The organism is Microbacterium canaveralium, from assembly GCF_047238045.1.
In the GTDB taxonomy this organism is placed as follows: Bacteria; Actinomycetota; Actinomycetes; order Actinomycetales; family Microbacteriaceae; genus Microbacterium.
In genome coordinates, this window is the sequence record NZ_JBDFMA010000003.1 from 2,898,976 (window position 1) to 2,918,931 (window position 19,956).

General features: G+C 70.7%; 19 protein-coding genes. 6 read left to right on the top strand and 13 right to left on the bottom strand.

Annotated features, from left to right (window positions below):
* Positions 1-107 precede the first annotated feature (107 nt).
* From ABC271_RS14850 to ABC271_RS14875, 6 genes are all read left to right on the top strand, one after another.
* Positions 108-869: an aquaporin gene (locus ABC271_RS14850; protein WP_412925609.1), complete on the top strand. Its 762-nt coding sequence runs from the start codon at positions 108-110 to the stop codon at positions 867-869.
* 21 nt (positions 870-890) lie between these two features.
* Positions 891-1,274 carry a nuclear transport factor 2 family protein gene (locus ABC271_RS14855; RefSeq protein WP_412925610.1) on the top strand — a complete coding sequence of 128 codons (384 nt, stop codon included), beginning with the start codon at positions 891-893 and terminating at the stop codon, positions 1,272-1,274.
* 117 nt (positions 1,275-1,391) lie between these two features.
* Entirely contained in the window at positions 1,392-2,609 is a 1,218-nt protein-coding gene (locus ABC271_RS14860; RefSeq protein WP_412925611.1) for a cupin domain-containing protein, read from the top strand.
* Between the two features lie 98 nt (positions 2,610-2,707).
* Complete coding sequence (locus ABC271_RS14865; RefSeq protein WP_412925612.1) at positions 2,708-3,601, top strand: helix-turn-helix domain-containing protein; 894 nt, start codon at positions 2,708-2,710, stop codon at positions 3,599-3,601.
* Positions 3,602-3,610: 9 nt separating this feature from the next.
* A complete protein-coding gene (locus ABC271_RS14870; protein WP_412925613.1) occupies positions 3,611-4,645 on the top strand; it encodes a Dyp-type peroxidase in 1,035 nt (344 codons plus the stop codon).
* 168 nt (positions 4,646-4,813) lie between these two features.
* A complete protein-coding gene (locus ABC271_RS14875) occupies positions 4,814-5,725 on the top strand; it encodes a helix-turn-helix domain-containing protein (protein WP_412925614.1) in 912 nt (303 codons plus the stop codon).
* Here the strand turns inward: ABC271_RS14875 and ABC271_RS14880 are convergent.
* The 13 genes from ABC271_RS14880 to ABC271_RS14940 all read right to left on the bottom strand — a co-directional run bounded on the left by ABC271_RS14880 (position 5,623) and on the right by ABC271_RS14940 (position 19,912).
* Positions 5,623-6,159, bottom strand: a complete 537-nt coding sequence (locus ABC271_RS14880; protein ID WP_412925615.1) for an MmyB family transcriptional regulator — start codon at positions 6,157-6,159, stop codon at positions 5,623-5,625. The two genes, ABC271_RS14875 and ABC271_RS14880, sit on opposite strands and share 103 nt — an antisense overlap.
* 72 nt (positions 6,160-6,231) lie before the next feature.
* The gene (locus ABC271_RS14885; protein ID WP_412925616.1) at positions 6,232-7,215 is read right to left on the bottom strand and encodes a GlxA family transcriptional regulator; all 984 of its coding nucleotides are present in this window, start codon (positions 7,213-7,215) and stop codon (positions 6,232-6,234) included.
* A gap of 94 nt (positions 7,216-7,309) precedes the next feature.
* Entirely contained in the window at positions 7,310-7,510 is a 201-nt protein-coding gene (locus ABC271_RS14890) for a hypothetical protein (protein ID WP_412925617.1), read from the bottom strand.
* A gap of 148 nt (positions 7,511-7,658) precedes the next feature.
* Complete coding sequence (locus tag ABC271_RS14895) at positions 7,659-9,914, bottom strand: family 78 glycoside hydrolase catalytic domain (protein WP_412925618.1); 2,256 nt, start codon at positions 9,912-9,914, stop codon at positions 7,659-7,661.
* Positions 9,911-10,990, bottom strand: a complete 1,080-nt coding sequence (locus tag ABC271_RS14900; protein WP_412925619.1) for a LacI family DNA-binding transcriptional regulator — start codon at positions 10,988-10,990, stop codon at positions 9,911-9,913. Before ABC271_RS14900 ends, ABC271_RS14895 begins: the two co-directional genes overlap by 4 nt.
* 242 nt (positions 10,991-11,232) lie before the next feature.
* On the bottom strand, positions 11,233-12,117 hold the full coding sequence (locus ABC271_RS14905) for an SMP-30/gluconolactonase/LRE family protein (RefSeq protein WP_412925620.1): 885 nt from the start codon (positions 12,115-12,117) through the stop codon (positions 11,233-11,235).
* Positions 12,104-12,856: an SDR family NAD(P)-dependent oxidoreductase gene (locus tag ABC271_RS14910; protein ID WP_412925621.1), complete on the bottom strand. Its 753-nt coding sequence runs from the start codon at positions 12,854-12,856 to the stop codon at positions 12,104-12,106. The genes ABC271_RS14905 and ABC271_RS14910 overlap by 14 nt, the downstream gene beginning before the upstream one ends.
* Positions 12,853-13,977 (bottom strand): zinc-binding dehydrogenase, encoded by a 1,125-nt coding sequence (locus tag ABC271_RS14915; RefSeq protein WP_412925622.1) that lies wholly within the window; start codon positions 13,975-13,977, stop codon positions 12,853-12,855. The genes ABC271_RS14910 and ABC271_RS14915 overlap by 4 nt, the downstream gene beginning before the upstream one ends.
* Positions 13,978-13,993: 16 nt before the next feature.
* Positions 13,994-15,727, bottom strand: a complete 1,734-nt coding sequence (locus tag ABC271_RS14920) for an IlvD/Edd family dehydratase (protein WP_412925623.1) — start codon at positions 15,725-15,727, stop codon at positions 13,994-13,996.
* Positions 15,724-17,205 (bottom strand): aldehyde dehydrogenase family protein, encoded by a 1,482-nt coding sequence (locus tag ABC271_RS14925; protein WP_412925624.1) that lies wholly within the window; start codon positions 17,203-17,205, stop codon positions 15,724-15,726. Before ABC271_RS14925 ends, ABC271_RS14920 begins: the two co-directional genes overlap by 4 nt.
* Entirely contained in the window at positions 17,195-18,466 is a 1,272-nt protein-coding gene (locus ABC271_RS14930; protein ID WP_412925625.1) for an endo-1,4-beta-xylanase, read from the bottom strand. The genes ABC271_RS14925 and ABC271_RS14930 overlap by 11 nt, the downstream gene beginning before the upstream one ends.
* Entirely contained in the window at positions 18,459-18,839 is a 381-nt protein-coding gene (locus ABC271_RS14935) for a tautomerase family protein (protein WP_128216211.1), read from the bottom strand. The genes ABC271_RS14930 and ABC271_RS14935 overlap by 8 nt, the downstream gene beginning before the upstream one ends.
* A complete protein-coding gene (locus tag ABC271_RS14940; RefSeq protein WP_412925626.1) occupies positions 18,839-19,912 on the bottom strand; it encodes a Gfo/Idh/MocA family protein in 1,074 nt (357 codons plus the stop codon). The genes ABC271_RS14935 and ABC271_RS14940 overlap by 1 nt, the downstream gene beginning before the upstream one ends.
* Positions 19,913-19,956 lie beyond the last annotated feature (44 nt).

Below are 19,956 nucleotides of genomic sequence, written 5' to 3' on the forward strand. Positions count from 1 at the left end.
CGGCGTCCCCCGGCCGACAGGACGGATGTCGACAACGTCACGACGGAAGTCGAAGAACCGTCGTCGACACCGTCGCTACATTCGCCTCACCGTCCTGAGGAGCAGCCGTGATCCCGATCGAAGCCCCGAGCCCGCCCACCGTCCCCCTTCGCCTCGCCGCCGAGTTCGCCGGCACGTTTCTTCTGGTGCTCGGAGTCATCGGTGCCGCCGTCTTCAGCGCGTCCGTGCCCACGAGCGACGGCAACCCCGGCATCGGCTTCCTCGGCGTCGCCCTCGCCCTCGGGTTGACCGTCGTCGGCGGGGCCTACGCGTGGGGCCCCGTGTCCGGCGGCCACTTCAACCCCGCGGTCACGCTCGGCGTCGCCGTGGCGGGGCGATTCGACTGGCGGCTCGTCGGCGGCTACGTCGTCGCACAGATCCTCGGCGGCGTCGCGGCATCGTCGGTCGTCGTCGCGGTCGCCTCCGGCGGTCCCGGCTCCTTCCTCTCCACCGCCCTCGGTCACGGGTTCGCGTCGACGGGCTGGGGCGACCTGTCACCGGGCGGCTTCTCGCTGGGGTCCGCATTCCTCGTCGAGGTCGCGACGACAGCGGTGTTCGTCGGAGTCATCCTCGGCGTCACCGGCCGCCGAGGGGACCACGTCACCGCGCCGCTGGCCATCGGCCTGTCACTGACGCTCATGGCCCTCATCGCCATCCCCGTCTCGAACGGGTCCTTCAACCCGGCCCGCTCCATCGCCACCGCGATCTACGGCGGACCGGTCGCCCTCGAGCAGCTGTGGATGTCACTGGTGGCTCCCACGTCCGGCGCCGTCATCGCCGGGCTCGTCGCCCTCGCCCTGTCCCGAGCGTCGGGCGAGCGCGCGACCTGATCACCGGGGAGGGAAGCAGCGATGGACGAATTCACACGCGCCACCTACACCGCCATCGAGCGGCTCGAGTTCGAGCTGATCGTTCGCGACTTCATCACGGTCCTCAACGAAGGATCGACACGGGAACTGCACGCGTTCCTCGCCGACGACGTCCACTACCGCCCCTCCGCTCAGCTCACCGTCTACGGCAGATCGGACGTCGTCGCGATGATCGAGGCCATCAAGCGCACCTTCCAGGAGTGGCGCGTCTTCCTGGTGAGCGTGGCCGTCACCGGCGACGTCGTCCTCGCCGAGCAGTCCATGAGCCTGCGACTCCCCGGCTGCGAACCGCACCTCGTGATGGGCTTCGCGAGCTTCCGCCTGCAGAACTCCCGCATCTCCGCGTGGCATCAGATCCACGCCTGAGCCCCCTCAGCCGCGGCGGAAATCTCCGTCATCTGTCTGAGGAGGCGGCGACCCCCGGAGAGTGGGCTGGACGGGCCGGGACCTCACGGCGTCCCGAGCCCGAAAGGAGCCTCCTCCGTGGAAGAGAACGACACCCGTCCCCCGCACCACCAGTCCCCCTCGCTGGGAAACCCCGACCTTCCGCCGGAGGGTGAGTCGAACACGGTCGACGACCCGGCGAGCCTGACGATGACCGGTCCCCAGAACCCGGTCATCGCGAGCCAGTTCCCCAACCAGATCGACGCCCCCGGAACCGACGTCTCCACGCAGGCGTTCTTCTGGTCGTCGTTCAACATCTCGCCGCGGCGGGTGCAACGCGGCGGCTGGGCGCGCGAGCTCACCAAGCAGGACTTCGCGATCTCCGACGAGATCGCCGGAGTCAACATGTACCTGGAGCCGGGCGGGATCCGCGAGCTGCACTGGCATCAGACCGCCGAATGGGCGGTCATGACCCGGGGCCGCTGCCGCGTCACCACCATCAGCCGCTCCGGGCTTCCCAGCGTCGAAGACGTGGAGGAGGGGGACCTCTGGTTCTTCCCCGGCGGAACTCCGCACTCGCTGCAGGGCCTCGGGCCCGACGGCGCCGAGTTCGTCCTCGCCTTCGACGACGGGGAGCAGTCGGAGTCGAACACCCTGCTCCTCACCGACTGGTTCGCCCACACTCCCCCCGACGTCCTGGCGAAGAACTTCGGGGTCGCGCAGGAGGTGTTCGCCGACATCCCGCTCCACAACCTCTGGATCTTCCCCGGCGACGAACCCGGCGACCTCGCCAAGGACCAAGCCGACGCCGGCGTCGAGTGGGGCGCATCGGAGCCCATCATCTTCCGCCTCTCCCGGTCCCAGCCGCTGCACAAGAACTCGGGCGGCAGCATCCAGATCGCCGACAGCACCAACTTCCCCTTGTCGCAGACGGTGGCCGCCGCGCTGGTGACCATCGAGCCCGGATCGATGCGCGAGCTCCACTGGCATCCCCACGCCGATGAGTGGCAGTACTACCTCCGCGGCTCCGCCCGGATGACGGTGTTCAACACCGGCCCGCACGCGAACACCACCGACTTCCGCGCAGGCGACGTCGGCGTGGTGCGGAAGAACTTCGGCCACTACGTCGAGAACACCGGGGACGACGTCCTCCAGTTCCTCGAGGTGTTCAAGGCACCGAAATACGAGGAGATCTCGCTGGCGAACTGGCTCAGCCACGTGCCACCCTCCCTCCTCGCCGCTCACCTCAACATCGACGAGGCGACCCTCGCGACGTTCCCGCGGGGCACCCAGGGCATCACTCCCCTGCGCGCCTGAGCGTCGCGCGCGGGGGGAAGGTAGTCCTCACAGGGCCACCACACCGCGTGTCTCCGCTCGTATCTTGGGCACAAGGACAGCGACGAGCGGAGGCACCGGTGAACGCCAGACGAAGCACATTCGGCACTGACCAGCCTCGTACCGACGACGTCGACGGCAGGGCGTCCCTCGTCGCCCAGCTCGTGGACACCGATCCCGAGCGCCGCCGGGAGTCCCTGCGTGCCGCCCGCAGCCGTCGATGGATCGACGTGTACGGCGACGTCGTCGTCCGCGCGGTCGTCGTCGACGGAGCCCCGGCATCGCGGGAGGAGCTCGTCCATACGCTGTCGGTGTCGGGGCGTGGCCACTCGCTCGTTCTCGAGGACGGTGACGCGATCCTCGTCGTCACCTCGCCCGGGCGAAGCGACCTCGACGTGGACGGGTGGATCCGGGACGCCGCCGCGCGCGCCGGCACGCGCGTCATCGGAGCCATCGGTTCGGCCGGGCTGCGCACCGACGAGCAGGATCTGCAGCGGGCGGCGGACGATGCACGCGCCACGACCGAGCTTCTCGTGCTCGTGGGCGGGGATGCCATCGGAACCACGCGTGCCGAAGATCTCGGGGTGTGGCGACTGCTGCACACCATGAGCGGCTCGCCCGACCTCGTGGCCGCCGCCTCGCCCGCGGCGGACGAATTGTGGCGCGCCCCCGACCCGATGCGCAGGACCACGGTCGAGGCGTACCTCGACTCGGGATGCAACGTCGCCGTCGCGTGCCGGGCTCTCTTCATCCACCGGACGACGCTGTACTACCGGCTGGAGAGCATGCCCGAGACCGTGCGGGACGCGCTCGCCGACGGCCTGCAGCGGAGCACTCTCCACCTCGGGCTGAAGCTCCTGCGCCTCTGGGAGGGGAAGAACCGCCCCGACGCCGTCCCGCCGTCGCCCGGTGCCACGATCACGCCGATACGGCCTCGACAAGCGTCGAAACGCGCCTCGCACCCCGTGCTCTAGGTTCGGACCGTGAGCACCTCCTCCTCTCGACGCGTCCCCATCGAAGCGCAGAAAGTCGACGCGCCGCTGACATCCAGCGCGACCTTCCTGGTCGTCGAGGTCGCGGCGGGCACGGACGCCGCGGACACCGTGCGCGACACCATCAGCGGAATCGACGACCTCATCAAGAACGTCGGTTTCCGCGATCTCGACGCGCAACTGTCGTGCACCGTGGGGATCGGAGCGCGCGTCTGGCCGCGGCTCACCTCGAAGCCCCTTCCGGTCGGGCTGCACCCGTTCACCGAGGTCGCCGGGCCGAAGCACACGGCCCCCAGCACCCCGGGAGACCTGCTGTTCCACATCCGGGCCAACCGGCAGGACCTCACGTTCGAGCTCGAACGCCAACTCCTCGGCGCCCTCGGAGGCGCGGTGACCGTGGTGGATGAGACGACCGGCTTCCGGTACTTCGACGTGCGCGACCTGCTCGGCTTCGTCGACGGGACCGCGAACCCGGTCGGGAACGCCGTCGCGGAATCGACGCTCGTCGGCGACGAGGATCCGGGCAACGCGGGCGGCAGCTACGTCGTCATCCAGAAGTACCTGCACAACCTCGACAGCTGGCATGCCCTGACGACCGAGCAGCAGGAAACCATCATCGGCCGGAAGAAGGCCGACAACGTCGAGCTCGACGATGCGACGACCGGTCAGAAGTCGCACAAGACGCTGTCCACCATCGTGGTCGACGGGGTGGAGCACGACATCCTCCGCGACAACATGCCCTTCGGCAGTCCCGGGGCGTCCGCCTTCGGCACGTACTTCATCGGCTACTCGCGGTACCTGTGGGTCACCGAGAAAATGCTCCAGCGGATGTTCATCGGCGACCCGCCCGGAATGTACGACCGGATCCTCGACTTCTCCGAAGCGGTCATGGGCTGCACGTTCTTCGCGCCCTCCGCGGACTTCCTCGGCGGTCTCGCGGACGATCCCGGACCGGCATCCCCGTCGGGGCCGATGTCCGTGGACGAGTATCTCGGACTGGACGACACGTCGTCCCCGACCCCGTAGTCGCCCGTGCATCGCGCGGCCCCGTGGGTACCGCGAGGGCCCGCGGCGGGCGGCGCAGCGGCATGTCCAGATTCGGACCAGATATGGCCGAACCCTTCCTCACCGCGGAGGCGACGGCGATTCCATAATGACTGCATCGTGGTCTGGTGACGAGCAGGGGGTGACGCGGTGGCGGGTAACGGACCGCTCGCGGAGTTCCTCACCTCACGACGCGAACAGCTCCAACCCGAGGATGTCGGCATCCCGCGAGAGCGCGGACGACGGGTGGCGGGCCTTCGCCGCTCCGAGGTCGCGGGACTCGCCGGTATCAGCGTCGACTACTACCTGCGGCTCGAGCAGGGACGCGATCGGCAACCGTCCGCCCAGGTGCTCGGCGCGCTGAGCCGTGCGCTCCTCCTCGACCGTGTCGCGGACACCTACATGTACCGCATCGTGCAGTCCACGGGCGGTCGGCAGCGCTCCCCCCACCCGGCGGACCCCTCGGATGCCGCCGAGATCCTGCGCGCGTGGGGGGATGCGCCCGCCTACATCACGGACGCCCATCACGACATCATCGCCGTGAACAGCGGGGCCACCGCCGTCGCCCCCGACTACCTGCGTGTGGGACGGAACCTCCTGCTCGACGTGTTCGCCGTGTCGGAGAGCGCCTACGACGACGAGAGTTGGAACGACACCGCTCGGCGGCTCATCGCCGCGCTCCGTTTCCAGGCCGACGCCTCCAGCCCGCGGCTGCGGGAGATCCTCGGCATCCTCTCGGTCGAGCATCGCAAGTTCCGCCAGCTCTGGTCGCTGGGCGAGGCGTTTCCGCAGACCACCGGCGTCACCCTGAGCCACATCGATGCGCACGGGTGGGTCGACCTGCGGTGGCTGACCCTCGACGTCCCCGGGGAGGTCGGCCACTTCGTCACGACCTTCTACGCGGATGCCGGGACCCCGGGCGCGGACGCGCTCGCCGACATCGCCGCGCGGGCGCGGGATCACTCGGCGATGCGACCGTTGGCCACGATGGATGCCAGCCTGGCGAGCCGGGCCTCCGACTCCGCGTCGACACCCGCCAGCATCATGAGAGCGTCCGCCTGAGTGTCGTCGATCCACTCTTCCCGGTAGGCCAGGGTCACGTCGCCGACGGGCGTTCCGAGGAATCTGGCCACGCCCTGTCGTGCCGGCGCTTTCTCGTCCGCCCACGCCGCGGAGAAGGTCGCGCTCGTCGCCGACAGCTCCCCGACCAGGTGACGGAACGGGGCGTCCTCGTGGTGGTGGTCGAGGGACTCGCGCAACATCGCCGCGACCTGGCCCGCCAGGACGTCCCAGCAGGCGGCGCCGGCGTACCCGGCGGAGTCGACGAACGTGTACCGGGCGAGATTCGTCCCCTCCACGAAGCCCGGTGAGAGGGCGCGGGCCAGCGCGTTGGATGCCACGACGGTGAGGTGTCGATCCCGGACGAGGACGGGGACCCCCTCGACGGACTCGACCAGCGCGCGCGCCGTCTCCGGACGGTGATCGTCACGACTCATGCGGCCAAGCTACTTTCCTCGCTGGGGCGGTGCGTGGTCCCCCGGGGGCCACCCTCACCGGCCTCCCGGGGGTCAGATCGGCGGCCGTTCGGCGACACCATCCCCGGTGGTCTGGAACCTCTTCTGGTAGTCCGACGGCGTCGTGCCGTAGCGGGCGACGAAGGCGCGACGGAAGGCGACCGCGCTCGGATACCCGGCAGCGAGAGCCGTCTCCGAGACCGCGCGCCCCTCTTCCAGGAGACCGAGCGCGAAGTCCAGGCGCATCGACCCCGCGAACTCGGTCGGCGTCATCCCCATCTCGTCTCGGATGACGCGAGTGAGATGACGGATGCTGATGTTGGCGTGGCCGGCGAGATCGCGCAACGACGTCGGACGTGTCGGATCGCTCGCGACGTACTCGGCCACCGCGCGGGCCACGCTCGTCCGCGGGGGGCTCAGGCGCGCGGAGGCGGAGAACTGGGACTGCCCTCCCGATCGGCGCATGTAGACCAGGAGCAGTTGGGCGACGGATCGAGCGACATCGGCGCCGAAGTCCTCCTCCACGATCGCCAGCGCGAGATCGATGCCGGCGGCGACGCCGGCCGACGAGTAGACGTCACCGTCTTTCACGAAGATCGAGTCGGGGCGCACGTTCACGGCGGGGTACATGCTCGCCAGGGCGCCGGTGAACTTCCAGTGCGTCGTCGCCGCCTTCCCGTCCAGCAGGCCCACGGCGGCGAGCGCGAACGCCCCGCTGCAGATCGAGGCGACCTTGGCCGCGCGCTCGGCGAGGGCGAGCACCGCCTGACGGACCTCGGGAGCGTCATAGACGCCGGGGGCGATCTCGCTGCCCGGGAGGATGACGAGGTCCAGCGGCTCGTCGCCCCGGGCGGGACCGTCGACGCCCACCCGCAGCCCCATCGACGTGGTCACGTCACCGCCGTCCGGGGAGAAGAACAGCACCTCGTAGCCGTCCACCCGCTGGTTGGCTTCGGTGAACACCTCGGCCGGCCCGATGAAGTCGAGTGCTTTGACCCCCTCGAACAGCAGGATGCCGACCCGCTTGCGCCTCTTCATCGGCGTGGCCGGATGCCGGGTCGTCGAGCGCGCGTCCTCATGACGTCATCATCTCCCAGGGGGACCACGGGAGAAGCCCGAGGATCGCGAGCGGTCAGTAGTCTGTGCGCTTCTCGACCTCGATGTCGACCTCGGTCGCATCCGTGGCCCAGGACGCCAGCGTCGACCGCAGCTGGCGGAGCACCCATTCCGGGGGCAGCTGCTCGGAACCCGCCTCGAGCGATGCGAGCTGAGCGATGCGCTCGTCGACCGTCCCGCTCAGGTCGGCGGGGACGGGCTGGTTCGTCTCGGACATGGGGCTCCTCGATCCGGTCGTCACGTCATCACCGCGGGCACTCCGCGGCGCGACGTGCAGTCACCCTATGGGACGAGGTCGAGGTGTGTCTTCGGCGAATGTCGAACATCGCCGAGACCTCGACGTCTCGTCGATTGGTTGACCGGGATCAGTGCTGGTGGGCGGATCCGACGGCGCCGATCACCGAGTGATGACCGGCGCCGACGAGGATGGCGCCCCTCCCGGGGACATCGATGACGGCGGTGCAGTCGCGCGGGACGTCGGCCTCGAGGCGCACCGTGTCGCCGTCGAGCTCCCAGCGCACGCGAATCGTCCCGTGCGGTGATTCGAGCGAGGACTCGGCCCACGTCAGACCGCCGCCGATGAGCGGGGCGATGGAGATCTCGCGGTAGCCCGGGGCCAGTGGCGCGATGCCGGCGATGCGGCGATGCAGGAAGTCGGCGACGGCTCCGAGGGCGTAGTGGTTGAAGCTCGTCATCTCGCCCGGGTTGACCGTTCCGTCGGGAAGCAGCGAGTCCCAGCGCTCCCAGATCGTCGTGGCGCCGAGTGTCACCGGACGCAGCCACGACGGGCTCTCCGTCTGCATCAGGAGAGCGAAGGCGACGTCCGAGTGCCCCGAATCGGCCAGCGCGTCCAGCACGTAGGGGGTGCCCGCGAATCCCGTCGAGATGCGGTGATCCGACGCCGCGACGAGGTCCGCCAGGCGGTTCCCCGCACGCTCGCGATCCTCCTCGGCGAGGAGATCGAAGACGAGCGCGAGAGCGTAGACGGTCTCGCAGTCGCTGCGGACGATTCCGTCGGTCACGTAGTGCGCACGGAAGGCGTCGCGGACCCGAGAGGCGAGAGCGGCGAACCGTGCGGCATCCGCGGTCTCGCCGATGACCTCGGCGGTGCGCGCGACGGTCGAGAGCGTCCGATACGCGCACGCCGTCGCGACCACGCCGGGATCCGCGCGGGCGTCGGCGGGCCTGTCGGGCGGGGCGGACGGATCGAGCCAGTCGCCGAACTGGAACCCGGTGTCCCACAGCCCGGTCGGCGAGAGGAGCGCGGCGATGCGGTCGGCGTGCGCCGTCATAGAGGCGTACTGCCGATCGAGGACCCCGCGGTCGCCGTACGCACGCCACACCGCCCACGGAACCCACACCGCGGCATCCCCCCAGATCGCCGTGTCGGTCGCGGGAAGACCGCCGTACGCGGGGTCGTACTTGAGGATGTCCGGCGCCACGTGCGGCACACGTCCGCCGGCGAGCTCCTGTTCGACGGCCACGTCGCGCAGCCAGTCGGACAGGAAATCGTTCGTGTCGAACAGGAAGCAGGCCGTCTCGGCGAACACCGCGATGTCGCCCGTCCATCCCAGACGCTCGTCGCGCTGGGGGCAGTCGGTGGGCACGTCGACGAAGTTGCCGCGCATGCTCCACACCACGTTCTCGTGCAGGCGGGACAGCAGAGGGTCGGAGCACGAGAACTCCCCGATGCGGTGCATGTCCGACCCGATCACGACGGCCTCGAGGCTCTCCTCGATCGGCGGGGCGGATGCCGGCCAGCCGCTGATCCCGGCATACCGGAAGCCGTGGAAGGTCAGGGTCGGCTCGAAGACGTCGTCGCCGCCGCTGAGGAAGAAGCGGTCGGTCGCCCGCGCGCTGCGCAGCGGCCGGACGGCGAGCTCCTCGTGCTCGAGGACCTCCGCGTGACGGACCACGACGACCGCGCCGCGGGGCCCGCACACGCGCATGCGGACGAATCCGACGAGGTTCTGCCCGAAGTCCACGAGGGTCTCCCCCGACGGCGACGTCCAGGTGCGCTGCGGAGCGATGGTGGCCACGCGGCGCACCGGAGGGGCGAGGTAGGGCTCGAGCTCTGCGCGGGGCGCCGACGAGACGACGACGGGCCGTCCTGCCGCGCCACCCTCGGCGCGGAGCCAATCGTCCGCGAGACCGGCGTCGATCGACTGCCCGTCGTAGAGGTCGGCGCTGCGGACGGGGCCCTCGCTCCACTCCCATGTCGCGTCGGTCTCGACCGTCTGCACGTGACCATCGGTGTACACGATCCGAAGCGACGCGTACACCGCCCCGCGATCGCCGTAGATCCGCGCCTGCCCGCTCCAGCCCAGACGCCCGAGATACCACCCGTCGGCGAGCTGCATCCCGAGCACGAAGCGTTCGGAGACGAGTGCCGCCACGTCGGCCTCGGCGTAGCGGAGCCGGCGCTCGTAGGCGGTCCAGCCGGGGACGAGGAGCATGTCGCTCGCGGGTGTCTCGCCGATCCAGGCGTCCGCGACGCCCTCGGCGCTCCAGCGCAGAACGGCGCTCACGATCTCGCTCCGCGGGCGGTCGAGCTCGACGACGCGGCGGAAGCGGGGCGGGGCGTGCGTCTCTTCCGACGCCGCGATGAAGACCGCGGTCACGACACGCTCGTCGTTGAACGGCCGACAGCGCCGGAGGCGGAGGGCGGAGCGACCGGTGCGGCGTCGCCGACGGTCGACGGTCGCACCACGAGCGTAGGTTCGACGATGCGTTGCCGTGTGGGGAACTCCCGCACGGGAACCCCGAGCTCGGCCAGGAGCAGGTCGACGGCGGTCTCGCCGACCGCATCACCCGAGGTGCTGATCGTCGAGAGCGGGATGGCGGCGACGGCCGCGATGTCGTCGCCGTCGAAGCCGATCACCGCCACGTCGCGCGGAACCTCGACCCCGCACGAGGCGAGTCCCCGCACCACGCCGAGCCCGACGAGGTCGTTCACCGCGAACACCCCGTCGGGCATCGTGGAGCCCCGAGTGGCGAGCTCGACCCCCGCGGCGAACCCGGCATCCATGCTCCGTTCGTCGATACGCACAGCCGTCAGCGTCGCCCCCGCCGTCTCCTCGACGGCGCGGCTGGCGCCGTCGAAACGCTCGCTCACCTGTCTCACGCTGAACGGGCCCCCGACGAAGGCGATGCGGCGTCGACCGATGTCGAGGAGGTGCTGGGCGGCGGCGTACCCGCCGGCCGCATCGTCCACGGACACCGACGCAATGAGGGCGGATGACGAACCTCGGCCCGTGATGACGGCCGGCGTCCCCCGGCGGCGCATCTCCTCGAGGCGAGGTTCGACATCGTCCAAGGTGGCGATGATGATCCCGGAGACTCGCTTGCGCTCGAACAAGTCGAGGTACTCCTCCTGCCGTCGCGTCGACCCGGCGGAGTTGCCGATCATCACGGTACGCCCGGCCTCGGAGGCACGACGCTCGATCGCGTCGGCGATGACACCCGAAAACGGATTCGCGAACTCGAACGCGATGTAACCGATCGTGCCCGTGTCTGTCGAGCTGATCGTGCGGGCTGCATCGCTGGGGACGAAGCGCAGGTCGGCGATGGCTCGCGCGATGCGTTCCCGAGTCGGCGGGGAGAGGAGGTGGGGGTGATTCAGGTAGTTGGACACGGTGGAACGGGACACGCCTGCCGCCGCTGCGACGTCCGTGATCGCCGCGCGTTTGGTGTGCATTCCTCGTCGCTCCTCTGTGTCACGAATGGTCGCATCGGTGATGGTCACTTCTTGGAGTGCTCCAATAGGAGAAGTGAGAGCGCAGCCCGCACTTCATGCGCATTTTTCCAGAGGCGCAGCGCCCGATGCAGTGCATTCGACCTCGATGATCGCACCAAAATTGGACCGATTCAACCGGGTCGATCGAGCGCCGGAGATCGCGGCCCCCTGCACGATCCGACGCGCCGTCGAGGCGTGACGGGTCAGCCGGCGAAGGCGAACACCGGGGCTCCGCGCACGGATGAGGGGACGGCCGCGACGCGACCCGCGAGAGGCTCCGCCCCCGCCGCGACCCCCTGACGCGAGGTCGTGACGTACAGGACCGGGTGATCGCCGTCGCCGAACGCGCACGACGTCGGGTTCGTCACGGGGAGCGGCAGCACCTGATCGAGTCGCCCGTCGGAGTCGTAGCGGTGAACGGCGGCCCCACCCCACATCGCGACCCACAGGCCACCCTCGGCGTCGAGGGCCATCCCGTCGGGAGACCCCGGAGCGTCGTCCTCCATCCGCACGAACACCCGCGAGGCGCCGAACGTGCCGCGATCGGGGTCGTAGTCGTAGGCCCTGATCTCGCGGGACAGCGTGTCGGCGTGGAGCGCCGTGGTCCCGGCATCCGTCCACACCAGTCCGTTCGGGATCGACACCCCCTCCAGGGCGACGTGGACGCTCAGATCGGGGTCGAGGCGGTACACCCGCCCACCGCCCGGGCGCATGTCGTACGCCATCGAACCGCAGAACAAGCGCCCCGCCGCGTCGCACGCGCCCTCGTTCATGCGCACCGCGGGGTCGTCGAACACGGGGATCCTCCGCACGACGGCGAGGTCGTCGTCGAACAGCGCGAAGCCGCGCTCGACCGCGGCGACGAACCCGCCGTCACGACGACGCCGGATCACGCTCAAGACGTCCGCGATGTGCGTGCGATCGACGGATGCCACCTCGCCGGCGACGGTGATGAGGTCACCGGCGAGCATGTCGACGTGTCGCAGCGTGCGCGTCGCGGCATCCCAGAAGGCGCCCTCGCCGTGGTCGACCGCGGGGTCGCCGATCCAGCGGACCCCGGTCGGACGAGTCAGGTCAGAGCCACCCACCGTCGACCACCCATTTCTGTGCCGTGCACATGGCCGAGTCGTCCGCGGCGAGCCACAGCACCATGCGCGCGACGTCGGCCGGGTACACCTTGTCCTCCAGGCTCTGGCTGCGCCGGATGTGCTCCTCGGCCTCGGGCGTCACCCAGTCGCGCACCTGTCGCGCCGTCATGACCCACCCCGGGATGACACAGTTCACGCGGATGCGATCGGGGCCGAACTCGCGGGCGAGCGTGCGCGTGAGTCCCTCGATGCCCGCCTTCGCCGTGATGTAGCCGACCAGATCTTGCAGATCGATGTGCGCGCTGATCGACCCCATGTTGATGATCGAGCCGCCCCCGGCCGCCCGCATGAGCGGGGCCACGGCTCGCGCGGCGAAGAAGTGGTGACGGAGGTTCACCGCCTGGCGGTCGTCCCAGTACGCCACGTCGAGCTCGTCGATCGTGTGGCGCAGGTCGTGCGCGGCGTTGTTGACGAGGATCTGCACGGGGCCGAGCTCGTCGGCGAAACGTGAGATGGCGCCTTCGAGCGCGGGGATGTCACGCACGTCGCACGTGAGGAACCGTGCGGCCCCGCCGAGCTCGGCGGCGAGCGCCTCCGCCGCGGGAACGTCGATGTCGACGAACCCGACGCGGGCGCCCTGCGCGACGAGCTGGCGGACGATCTCCTCGCCGAGGCCGGTCGCTCCCCCGCTCACGACGGCGACGCGTCCGGCGAGGCTCGGGTAGCTCGCGTACGTCATGCCGGAACACCGCCCGGAAGGATGACCGCGCGCCCGACCGCGCCGGCGGCGAGGGCGCCGAACGCCTCGTTCACCCCGTCGAGCGGGTAGCGGATGCCGATGAGCTCGTCCAGCGGGAGGAGCCCCGCTCGGTACAGCTCGAAGATCGCGGGGAGGTCGAGCGCCGGGACCGAGGAGCCGTACAGCGAGCCGACGATCTTCTTCTGCCGCTGCACCAGCTCGTTGATCGGAACGTCGAACGTCTGCCCGACGGCGCCGAGCCCGACCGCGATCGCGGTGCCGAGCGGCCGGAGCATCCGGACCGCGGTGGTGAGGGTCTGCGGGCGACCCACCGCCTCGATGGCCCACGCCACCCCGCCCGGCGCGATCGCGAGCACGTCATCGACCGGGTCGCCCTCCCCCGCGAGCACGGTGTGCGTCGCCCCGAGGCGACGGGCGAGCGCCAGCTTGTCCTCGTCGACGTCGACGGCGATGAGCGGGTACGCGCCCGAGAGCTTCGCCCCCATGATGGCCGCCAGCCCCACACCGCCCGCACCGATCACGACGACCGGGTCGCCCAGGCACCGCCCGATGACGTTGCGCGCGACCCCGACACCGGTGATCACGGCGCACCCCGCGATCGCGGCGATCTCCGCGGGGATGTCGTCCGGCACGGGCACGACGCTGCGCTCATGCACCACGACCCGCTCGGCGAAGCTCGACGCCCCGAGCAGGTGGTGCACGGGGCCGTCGGTGTCGCTCATGCGCGTCGTGCCGTCGAGGAGGCCGCCGGACTGGGCCTGGACGGCTCCCATCTCACACATGATGGGGGCGCCGACCATGCACTGGCGACAGCGCCCGCAGTTCGGACGCCACAGCAGGGCGACCCGGTCGCCGACGCGGATCGCGCCGCTGGTGCGCTCGCCGACCGCCCGCACGCGGCCGGCGCCCTCGTGTCCCGGCACGACGGGGAGCGGGCACCGCAGCTCTCCCCGGAGGTAGTGGAGGTCGGAGTGGCAGACGCCCGCGGCCTCGATCTCGACGAGGATCTCCTCCGGACCGGGGTCGGCGAGCTCGATCTGCTCGATCCGCGGGGGTTCGCCGACCTCTCGCAGGACGGCCGCGTGGATCAGGGACGGCATCGGGGCTCCTTCATGGTCAGTGGGATTCGCGCAGGACCGCGGGTCCGGTCGCCCCGACGAGGAAATCGAGGTCGGCGCCGGTGTCGGCCTGCTGGACGTGCTCGACGTAGAGCTGCTCCCACCCGCGGCGCGGTGCGGCGTATGCGGCGGTCGCCGCCGACGCCGGTTCGCGGGCTGCCAGCTCCTCGTCGGAGACCAGCATCCGAAGGCTCCGGCCGGCCACGTCCAGCTCGATCAGGTCACCGTCGCGCACCAACGCGAGGGGACCCCCGGCCGCAGCTTCGGGCGCGACGTGCAGCACGACGGTGCCGTACGCGGTCCCGCTCATGCGCCCGTCGCAGATGCGGACCATGTCGCGCACCCCGCGCTCGAGGAGCTTCCGCGGAAGGGGCATGTTCGCCACCTCGGGCATGCCGGGGTAGCCGCGCGGCCCGCAGCCGCGCAGCACGAGCACGGAGTCCTCATCGACGACGAGGTCGGGGTCGTCGATGCGGGCCCGCATGTCTTCGACGGAGTCGAACACGACGGCCGGGCCGCGGTGACGAAGCAGCGCCGGAGTGGCCGCGGCGGGCTTGATGATCGCTCCCGACGGAGCGAGGTTGCCGCGCAGCACCACAATCCCGGCATCCGGCAGCAGGGGTTCGTCCGCCGTGCGGATCACCGCACGATCCCAGACCTCGTGCGCGTCGAGCTCATCGACGAACGGGCGGCCGGCGACGGTGATCGCTGTGGGGTCGAGCCGATCCCGCACCTCGCGCAGGACCGCGAGGTAGCCGCCGGCGCGGAAGAGGTCCTCCATGAGGTACGTGCCCGCGGGTTGGAGGTTGACCAGGAGGGGCACGCCCTCGCCGATCGCGTCGAAGTCGTCGAGCGTGAGGTCGACGCCCACACGCCCCGCGATCGCGAGCAGGTGAACGACGGCGTTGGTCGACCCGCCGATGGCGGCGAGCGCGACGATCGCGTTGTGGAACGACGCCTTCGTCATGACATCCGCGGGGGTCCGTCCCTCACGGGCGAGTTCCACGATGCGTCGACCGGTCGCGTGCGAGTACTCCAGCAGACGGCTGTCGGGGGCCGGGATGCCGGCGATTCCGGGGAGCGTCATGCCCAGCGCCTCGGCCATGAAGGCCATCGTCGAGGCGGTGCCCATCGTGTTGCAGTGCCCGCGGCTGCGGATCATCGACGACTCCGTCGAGCGGAAGACGTCACTGGTCAGACCTCCGGCGCGCACCTCTTCGCTGAGCTTCCACACGTCGGTCCCGCACCCGAGGGGCTTCCCGCGGAACGTGCCGTTGAGCATCGGCCCGCCGGGCACGACGATGGCCGGGATGCCGACCGAGGCGGCGGCCATGAGGAGGGCGGGGATGGTCTTGTCGCATCCGCCGAGGAGCACCACGGCATCCACCGGGTTCGCGCGGAGGAGTTCTTCCGCCGCCATCGCCGCCATGTTGCGCCACAGCATCGCGGTGGTCCGGACGGTCGTCTCGCCGATCGACACCATGGGCAGGTTGTAGGGGATGCCGCCGGCCTCGTACACGCCGTTCTTCACGCTCTGCGCGACCTCGTCGAGGTGCGTATTGCACGGCGTGAGCTCCGACGCGGTGTTGGCGATCGCGATGTTCGGACGCCCGTCGAAGGCGTGATCCGGCACGCCGCGGCGCATCCACGCGCGATGGAGGTACGCGTTGCGGTCGTCGCCGCCGTAGAACTCGGCGCTGCGCCGGCCGCCCTCGGGTGCGTCGTCGGTCATGGGGTCGTTCCTCTGTTCGGGGACGGCAGCACGAGCTCGCCGTCGCGGCGGTGCGGGATGCCCGCCAGGGCCTCGTCGCGCAGATCGAGGGGAAGCGCCGCGGCGGGTGCCTGCTGGTAGGCGACCGGGCGCAGGAACCGGCGAATCGAAGTGGCCCCCACCGAGGTGTAGGTGTTCGTCGTCGCGGGCCACGGACCCCCGTGGTGCTGGCTCCACGTCACGGCGACGCCCGTGGGCCAGCCGTCGAACACGACACGTCCGACGCGCTCTTCCAGGGCCGCGACGAGGGCGTCGACCGGCTCACCCGGCTGCGCGTGGAGCGTGCCCGTGAGCGAACCGCCGACCAGGGCGAGAGCGGCGACGACCTCGTCGATCATGTCGTACTCCACGAGCACCGTGACAGGGCCGAAGCACTCCTCCAGGAGCGCGTCGGACCGCTCGCGGAACGTGCCGATGTCGCTCGCTACGACGACCGCGCGCACGGGGCCGGACGCCTCCGAGGTCTCGCCCGCGACGACGCGCGCCGCCCCCTCCTCACGCAGACGATCCACCCCGGGGGCGAACGCCTCCGCGATGCGATCGGTGAGCAGCGTGAACGCGGGACGCTCGGCGACGCGCGCGCGCAGGCGCGGGTCGTCCGCGGTCCCGCGCGGCACGAAGACCAGTCCCGGCTTCGTGCAGAACTGTCCCCCGCCGAGGGTGAACGAGGCGACGAGCCCGTCGAGGATCGCGTCGCCCCGGGCTACGATCGCGCCCGGGGTGACCACGACCGGGTTCGTGCTGCCAAGCTCGCCGAAGAACGGGATCGGATCGGGTCGGCGAGCGATCTCATCCATCAGCCCCCGCGCCCCCGCGAGGGAGCCGGTGAAGGCCGCGGCACGGACGGCCGGCGCCCGCACGAGATCGAGCCCCGCCTGGCGGCCCTCGACGAGCCCGAAGGCCCCCGCCGGCGCGCCGGCGGCGGCGAGCGCATCGGCCACGATCCGCGCGGTCGCCCGCGACAGCTCCGGGTGGCCGGAGTGGCCCTTCACGACGACGGGGCATCCCGCCGCCAGGGCCGCGGCGGTGTCTCCCCCGGCGACCGAGAAGGCGAAGGGGAAGTTCGACGCCGAGAAGACGGCGACCGTCCCCAGCGGCCTCAACAAGCGACGTAGCTCAGGGCGCGGCGGCACCGCGGCGAGGTCGGCGCCGTCGACGATGGCTTCGAGGTACGAGCCCTCCTCGATCACCCCGGCGAACAGGCGCAACTGTCCTGTGGTGCGGGCCACCTCCCCGCGGAGACGCTCGACGCCCAGGTGGGTCTCGCGGTCGGCGATCTCGACGAGCGCATCGGCTTCGGCATCCACGGCGTCCGCGATGCCCCGCAGCCACCCGGCCCGCGACCGGCGACCGGCGCCACGGACGAGGGGCGCCGCGTCGGCCGCCGCGGCGACGACCGCGTCCACGTCGGTCGTGGCAGTGGCGGTCTCACCGGTCATCGGGGTCCACCACGATCTCGACCGGAGTGGCATCCGTCAGCTCGACGACCACGGATGCCGCGCCGCTGTCGACGCGATAGCGGCCCGCGAACCCGTCGATCGCGACGATGCCGTGGGCGTCGGCGACGAGGTCGGTCGGCGCCACCCACCATTCGTCGCGGATGAGCGCGTGCAGCGCGTCGTACGCGGGCTTGCGGGAGCCGTCGGCACGGATGATCCCCGCGGGCGCGCCGAGCCAGGCGCCGTGATCGGTGATGCCCCAGTAGGTGAGCGATTCGACCGCCGGGTTGGCGAGCACCGTGCGATAGTGGCGCACGATCTCGTCGGCCTGCCGCGCCTCCCCCTCGGGGGTGCTCGGCCAGGCGTCGACGATGTAGTCGTTGAGGTCGACGATCTCCGGCGGCATGATCTCGCCCGAGAGCAGCGTGGTCTCGGTCATCTGCAGCGGCAGACCGAACGCCGCGAAGCGCTCCAGGATCTGCGCGATCTGCTCCTCGCCGCGGAACCCCTGGTGCATGTGGGTCTGCACCCCGAGCGCGTCGATCTGGATGCCGGCATCCAGGCAGTCCGCGATGAGGCGCTCGTAGTCGGCCGACAGATCGAAGTCGTTGAGGACGAGACGGGCGTCGGGGTTCGCCTCGCGGGCGGACTCGAACGCCAGCTTCACCATCTCGACGCGTCCCTTGGACTGCGCCAACCGCGTGACGGCGTTTTCTTCCGCGGTGAACACCGGGAGGATCACGGCCTCGTTGATGGCATCCCACAGATCGATCACCCCGGCGAAGTCCGCCACGATGGTGCGGACGCGGTCGCGCAGGACGTCCTCGACCTCGGTGTCGCTCAGATCGAGCAGCCAGGACGGCGTGAGCGTGTGCCACACGAGCGGGTGGCCCTTGATCTGCACGTCGCGCGCGGCGAACCACTCGGCGGTCCGCTTCAGCCGAGCCTCGTCGGTCCGGCCCCGTTGCGGCTCGTAGCCGCGCCAGTAGAACGGCAGGGTGACCGCGTTGAAGAGGGCGAGGTAGTCGGCCGCGAGGCGTTCCGGGTCGAGGGCGAGCGCTCCGCCGAAGTGCTCGAGCTCCCGCGCGCCCTCGATGTCGGGTGCGCCCGCGATCCACTCGATGAAGTCGAAACCGATGTTGCCGAACCCGAAAGCGTGCGCGGTCTGCTCGACCCGCGCCCGGGCGCCCGCGAGGGGACGCCCGGACGGGTCGACGAGGCGCACGCGTCCACCGACGCGGCGCTGCGAGAGATCAGGCATCGGGCGTGGACTCCCCGCGGGCGCCCGGGTACCAATCGGGAATCGTGTTCTCGGTCACCGCGATGAAGACGTCGTCGGGCCGCACACCCTCCGCCTCCAAGCGGCGCGCGACAGCGCGGAACGCCCGAGCCTTGGTCTCGTCGTCGTACATGCTGACCATGAGGATGCGGACGTAGAGCACGTCGCGACGCTCGCCGCCGAGGTAGTGGGGGTCGGCGATGATGTGATCCGCGGGCAGCGGGTGGATCACCTGGAAACGGTCCTCGATGTCCATGCCCAGGCCTTCGGCGAGACCCTGGTGCACGGCCTCGGCGTACGCCAGGCGCGTTTCGACGGGGACGGTCTCGGAGACTTCGATCGTGATGAGGGGCATCAGGCCCACACCTCCTTGGTGACGCGCACGTCGGCGCGGTTGCGAGCGGACTCTTCGATGGCGAGCCCGAGAAGATGGTCCTGGCAGGCGTCCGCCAGGGAGTAGGGGCCCTCGGCTTCACCGTGGGCCCAACGCCCGGTGAGCTCGAGGAACGACGCGACGGCGATGTCGTCCTCCGACAGGCGCGTGCCGACCCAGGGGTTGCGATAGACGATGCGCCCCTCGAAGGCCGCGGACACGACCTCGTTCCCCTCGAGGTTCATGTCGACGCCCGTGCGGCGGTACGTGATCGGCGAAGTCAGCACACCCTCGCTCGACAGGCGGGTGACGGCGTCGTCGACGATCTCACCGAGCGATCCGCGGACGACGAGCCGCCGGGCAAGCAGGGGGTTCCACCACTGGTTGTCGACGAAGTCGTACAGCCCCATCCGGCCGTCGCCGAAGTCGATCGTTCCGATCGTCGTCGTGCGCGGCTGCGGCTGCGGGTTCTCGACCCACCCGTCGAACGTGAGGGGGTCTGCCAGCGGAGCGGTAAACGTGCGCGCCGAGACGACGGCATCCGTCATTCCCGCACCGAGGTACGCCCGCATGATCGACGTCGCGTGGTACAGGTGCGTGGAGGCGACCTCGACCGCGGTCGGCTGACCGATGGCCCCGGAGCGCACGACCTCGAGTCGTGCCGCGTGCCCCGGCATGAGCATGTACTGCTCGGCGACCTGGACGCGTCCCGACGCTCCCACCGCCACCCACAGGTCGCGCAGACCGTCCGCCGTCGGAGCCGGCGGGGTCTCGGCCAGGACGTGGGCCCCACGCTCGACGAGCTCCGTCACGACACCGGGCATCGACGGCCACGAGACGGAGGCGATCACGAAGTCGGGCTCGAGCGCCAGGATCTCGTCGATCGTGCGGACGACGGGGATGCCCCACCGCCGGGTCATGCGCTCGGCCGCTTCATCGCTCCGGGCCAGCACACCGACGGCCTCCAGGCGATCCGGAGAGGTGGCGGCCATGCGGATGTGGAAATCGGAGCGCCAGCCGGTGCCGACGACGGCGAATTTCAGGGGAGTGCTCAAGACGGGTCCTTCTACTTGGGGGATGAACGGGGGAACGAGGAGGG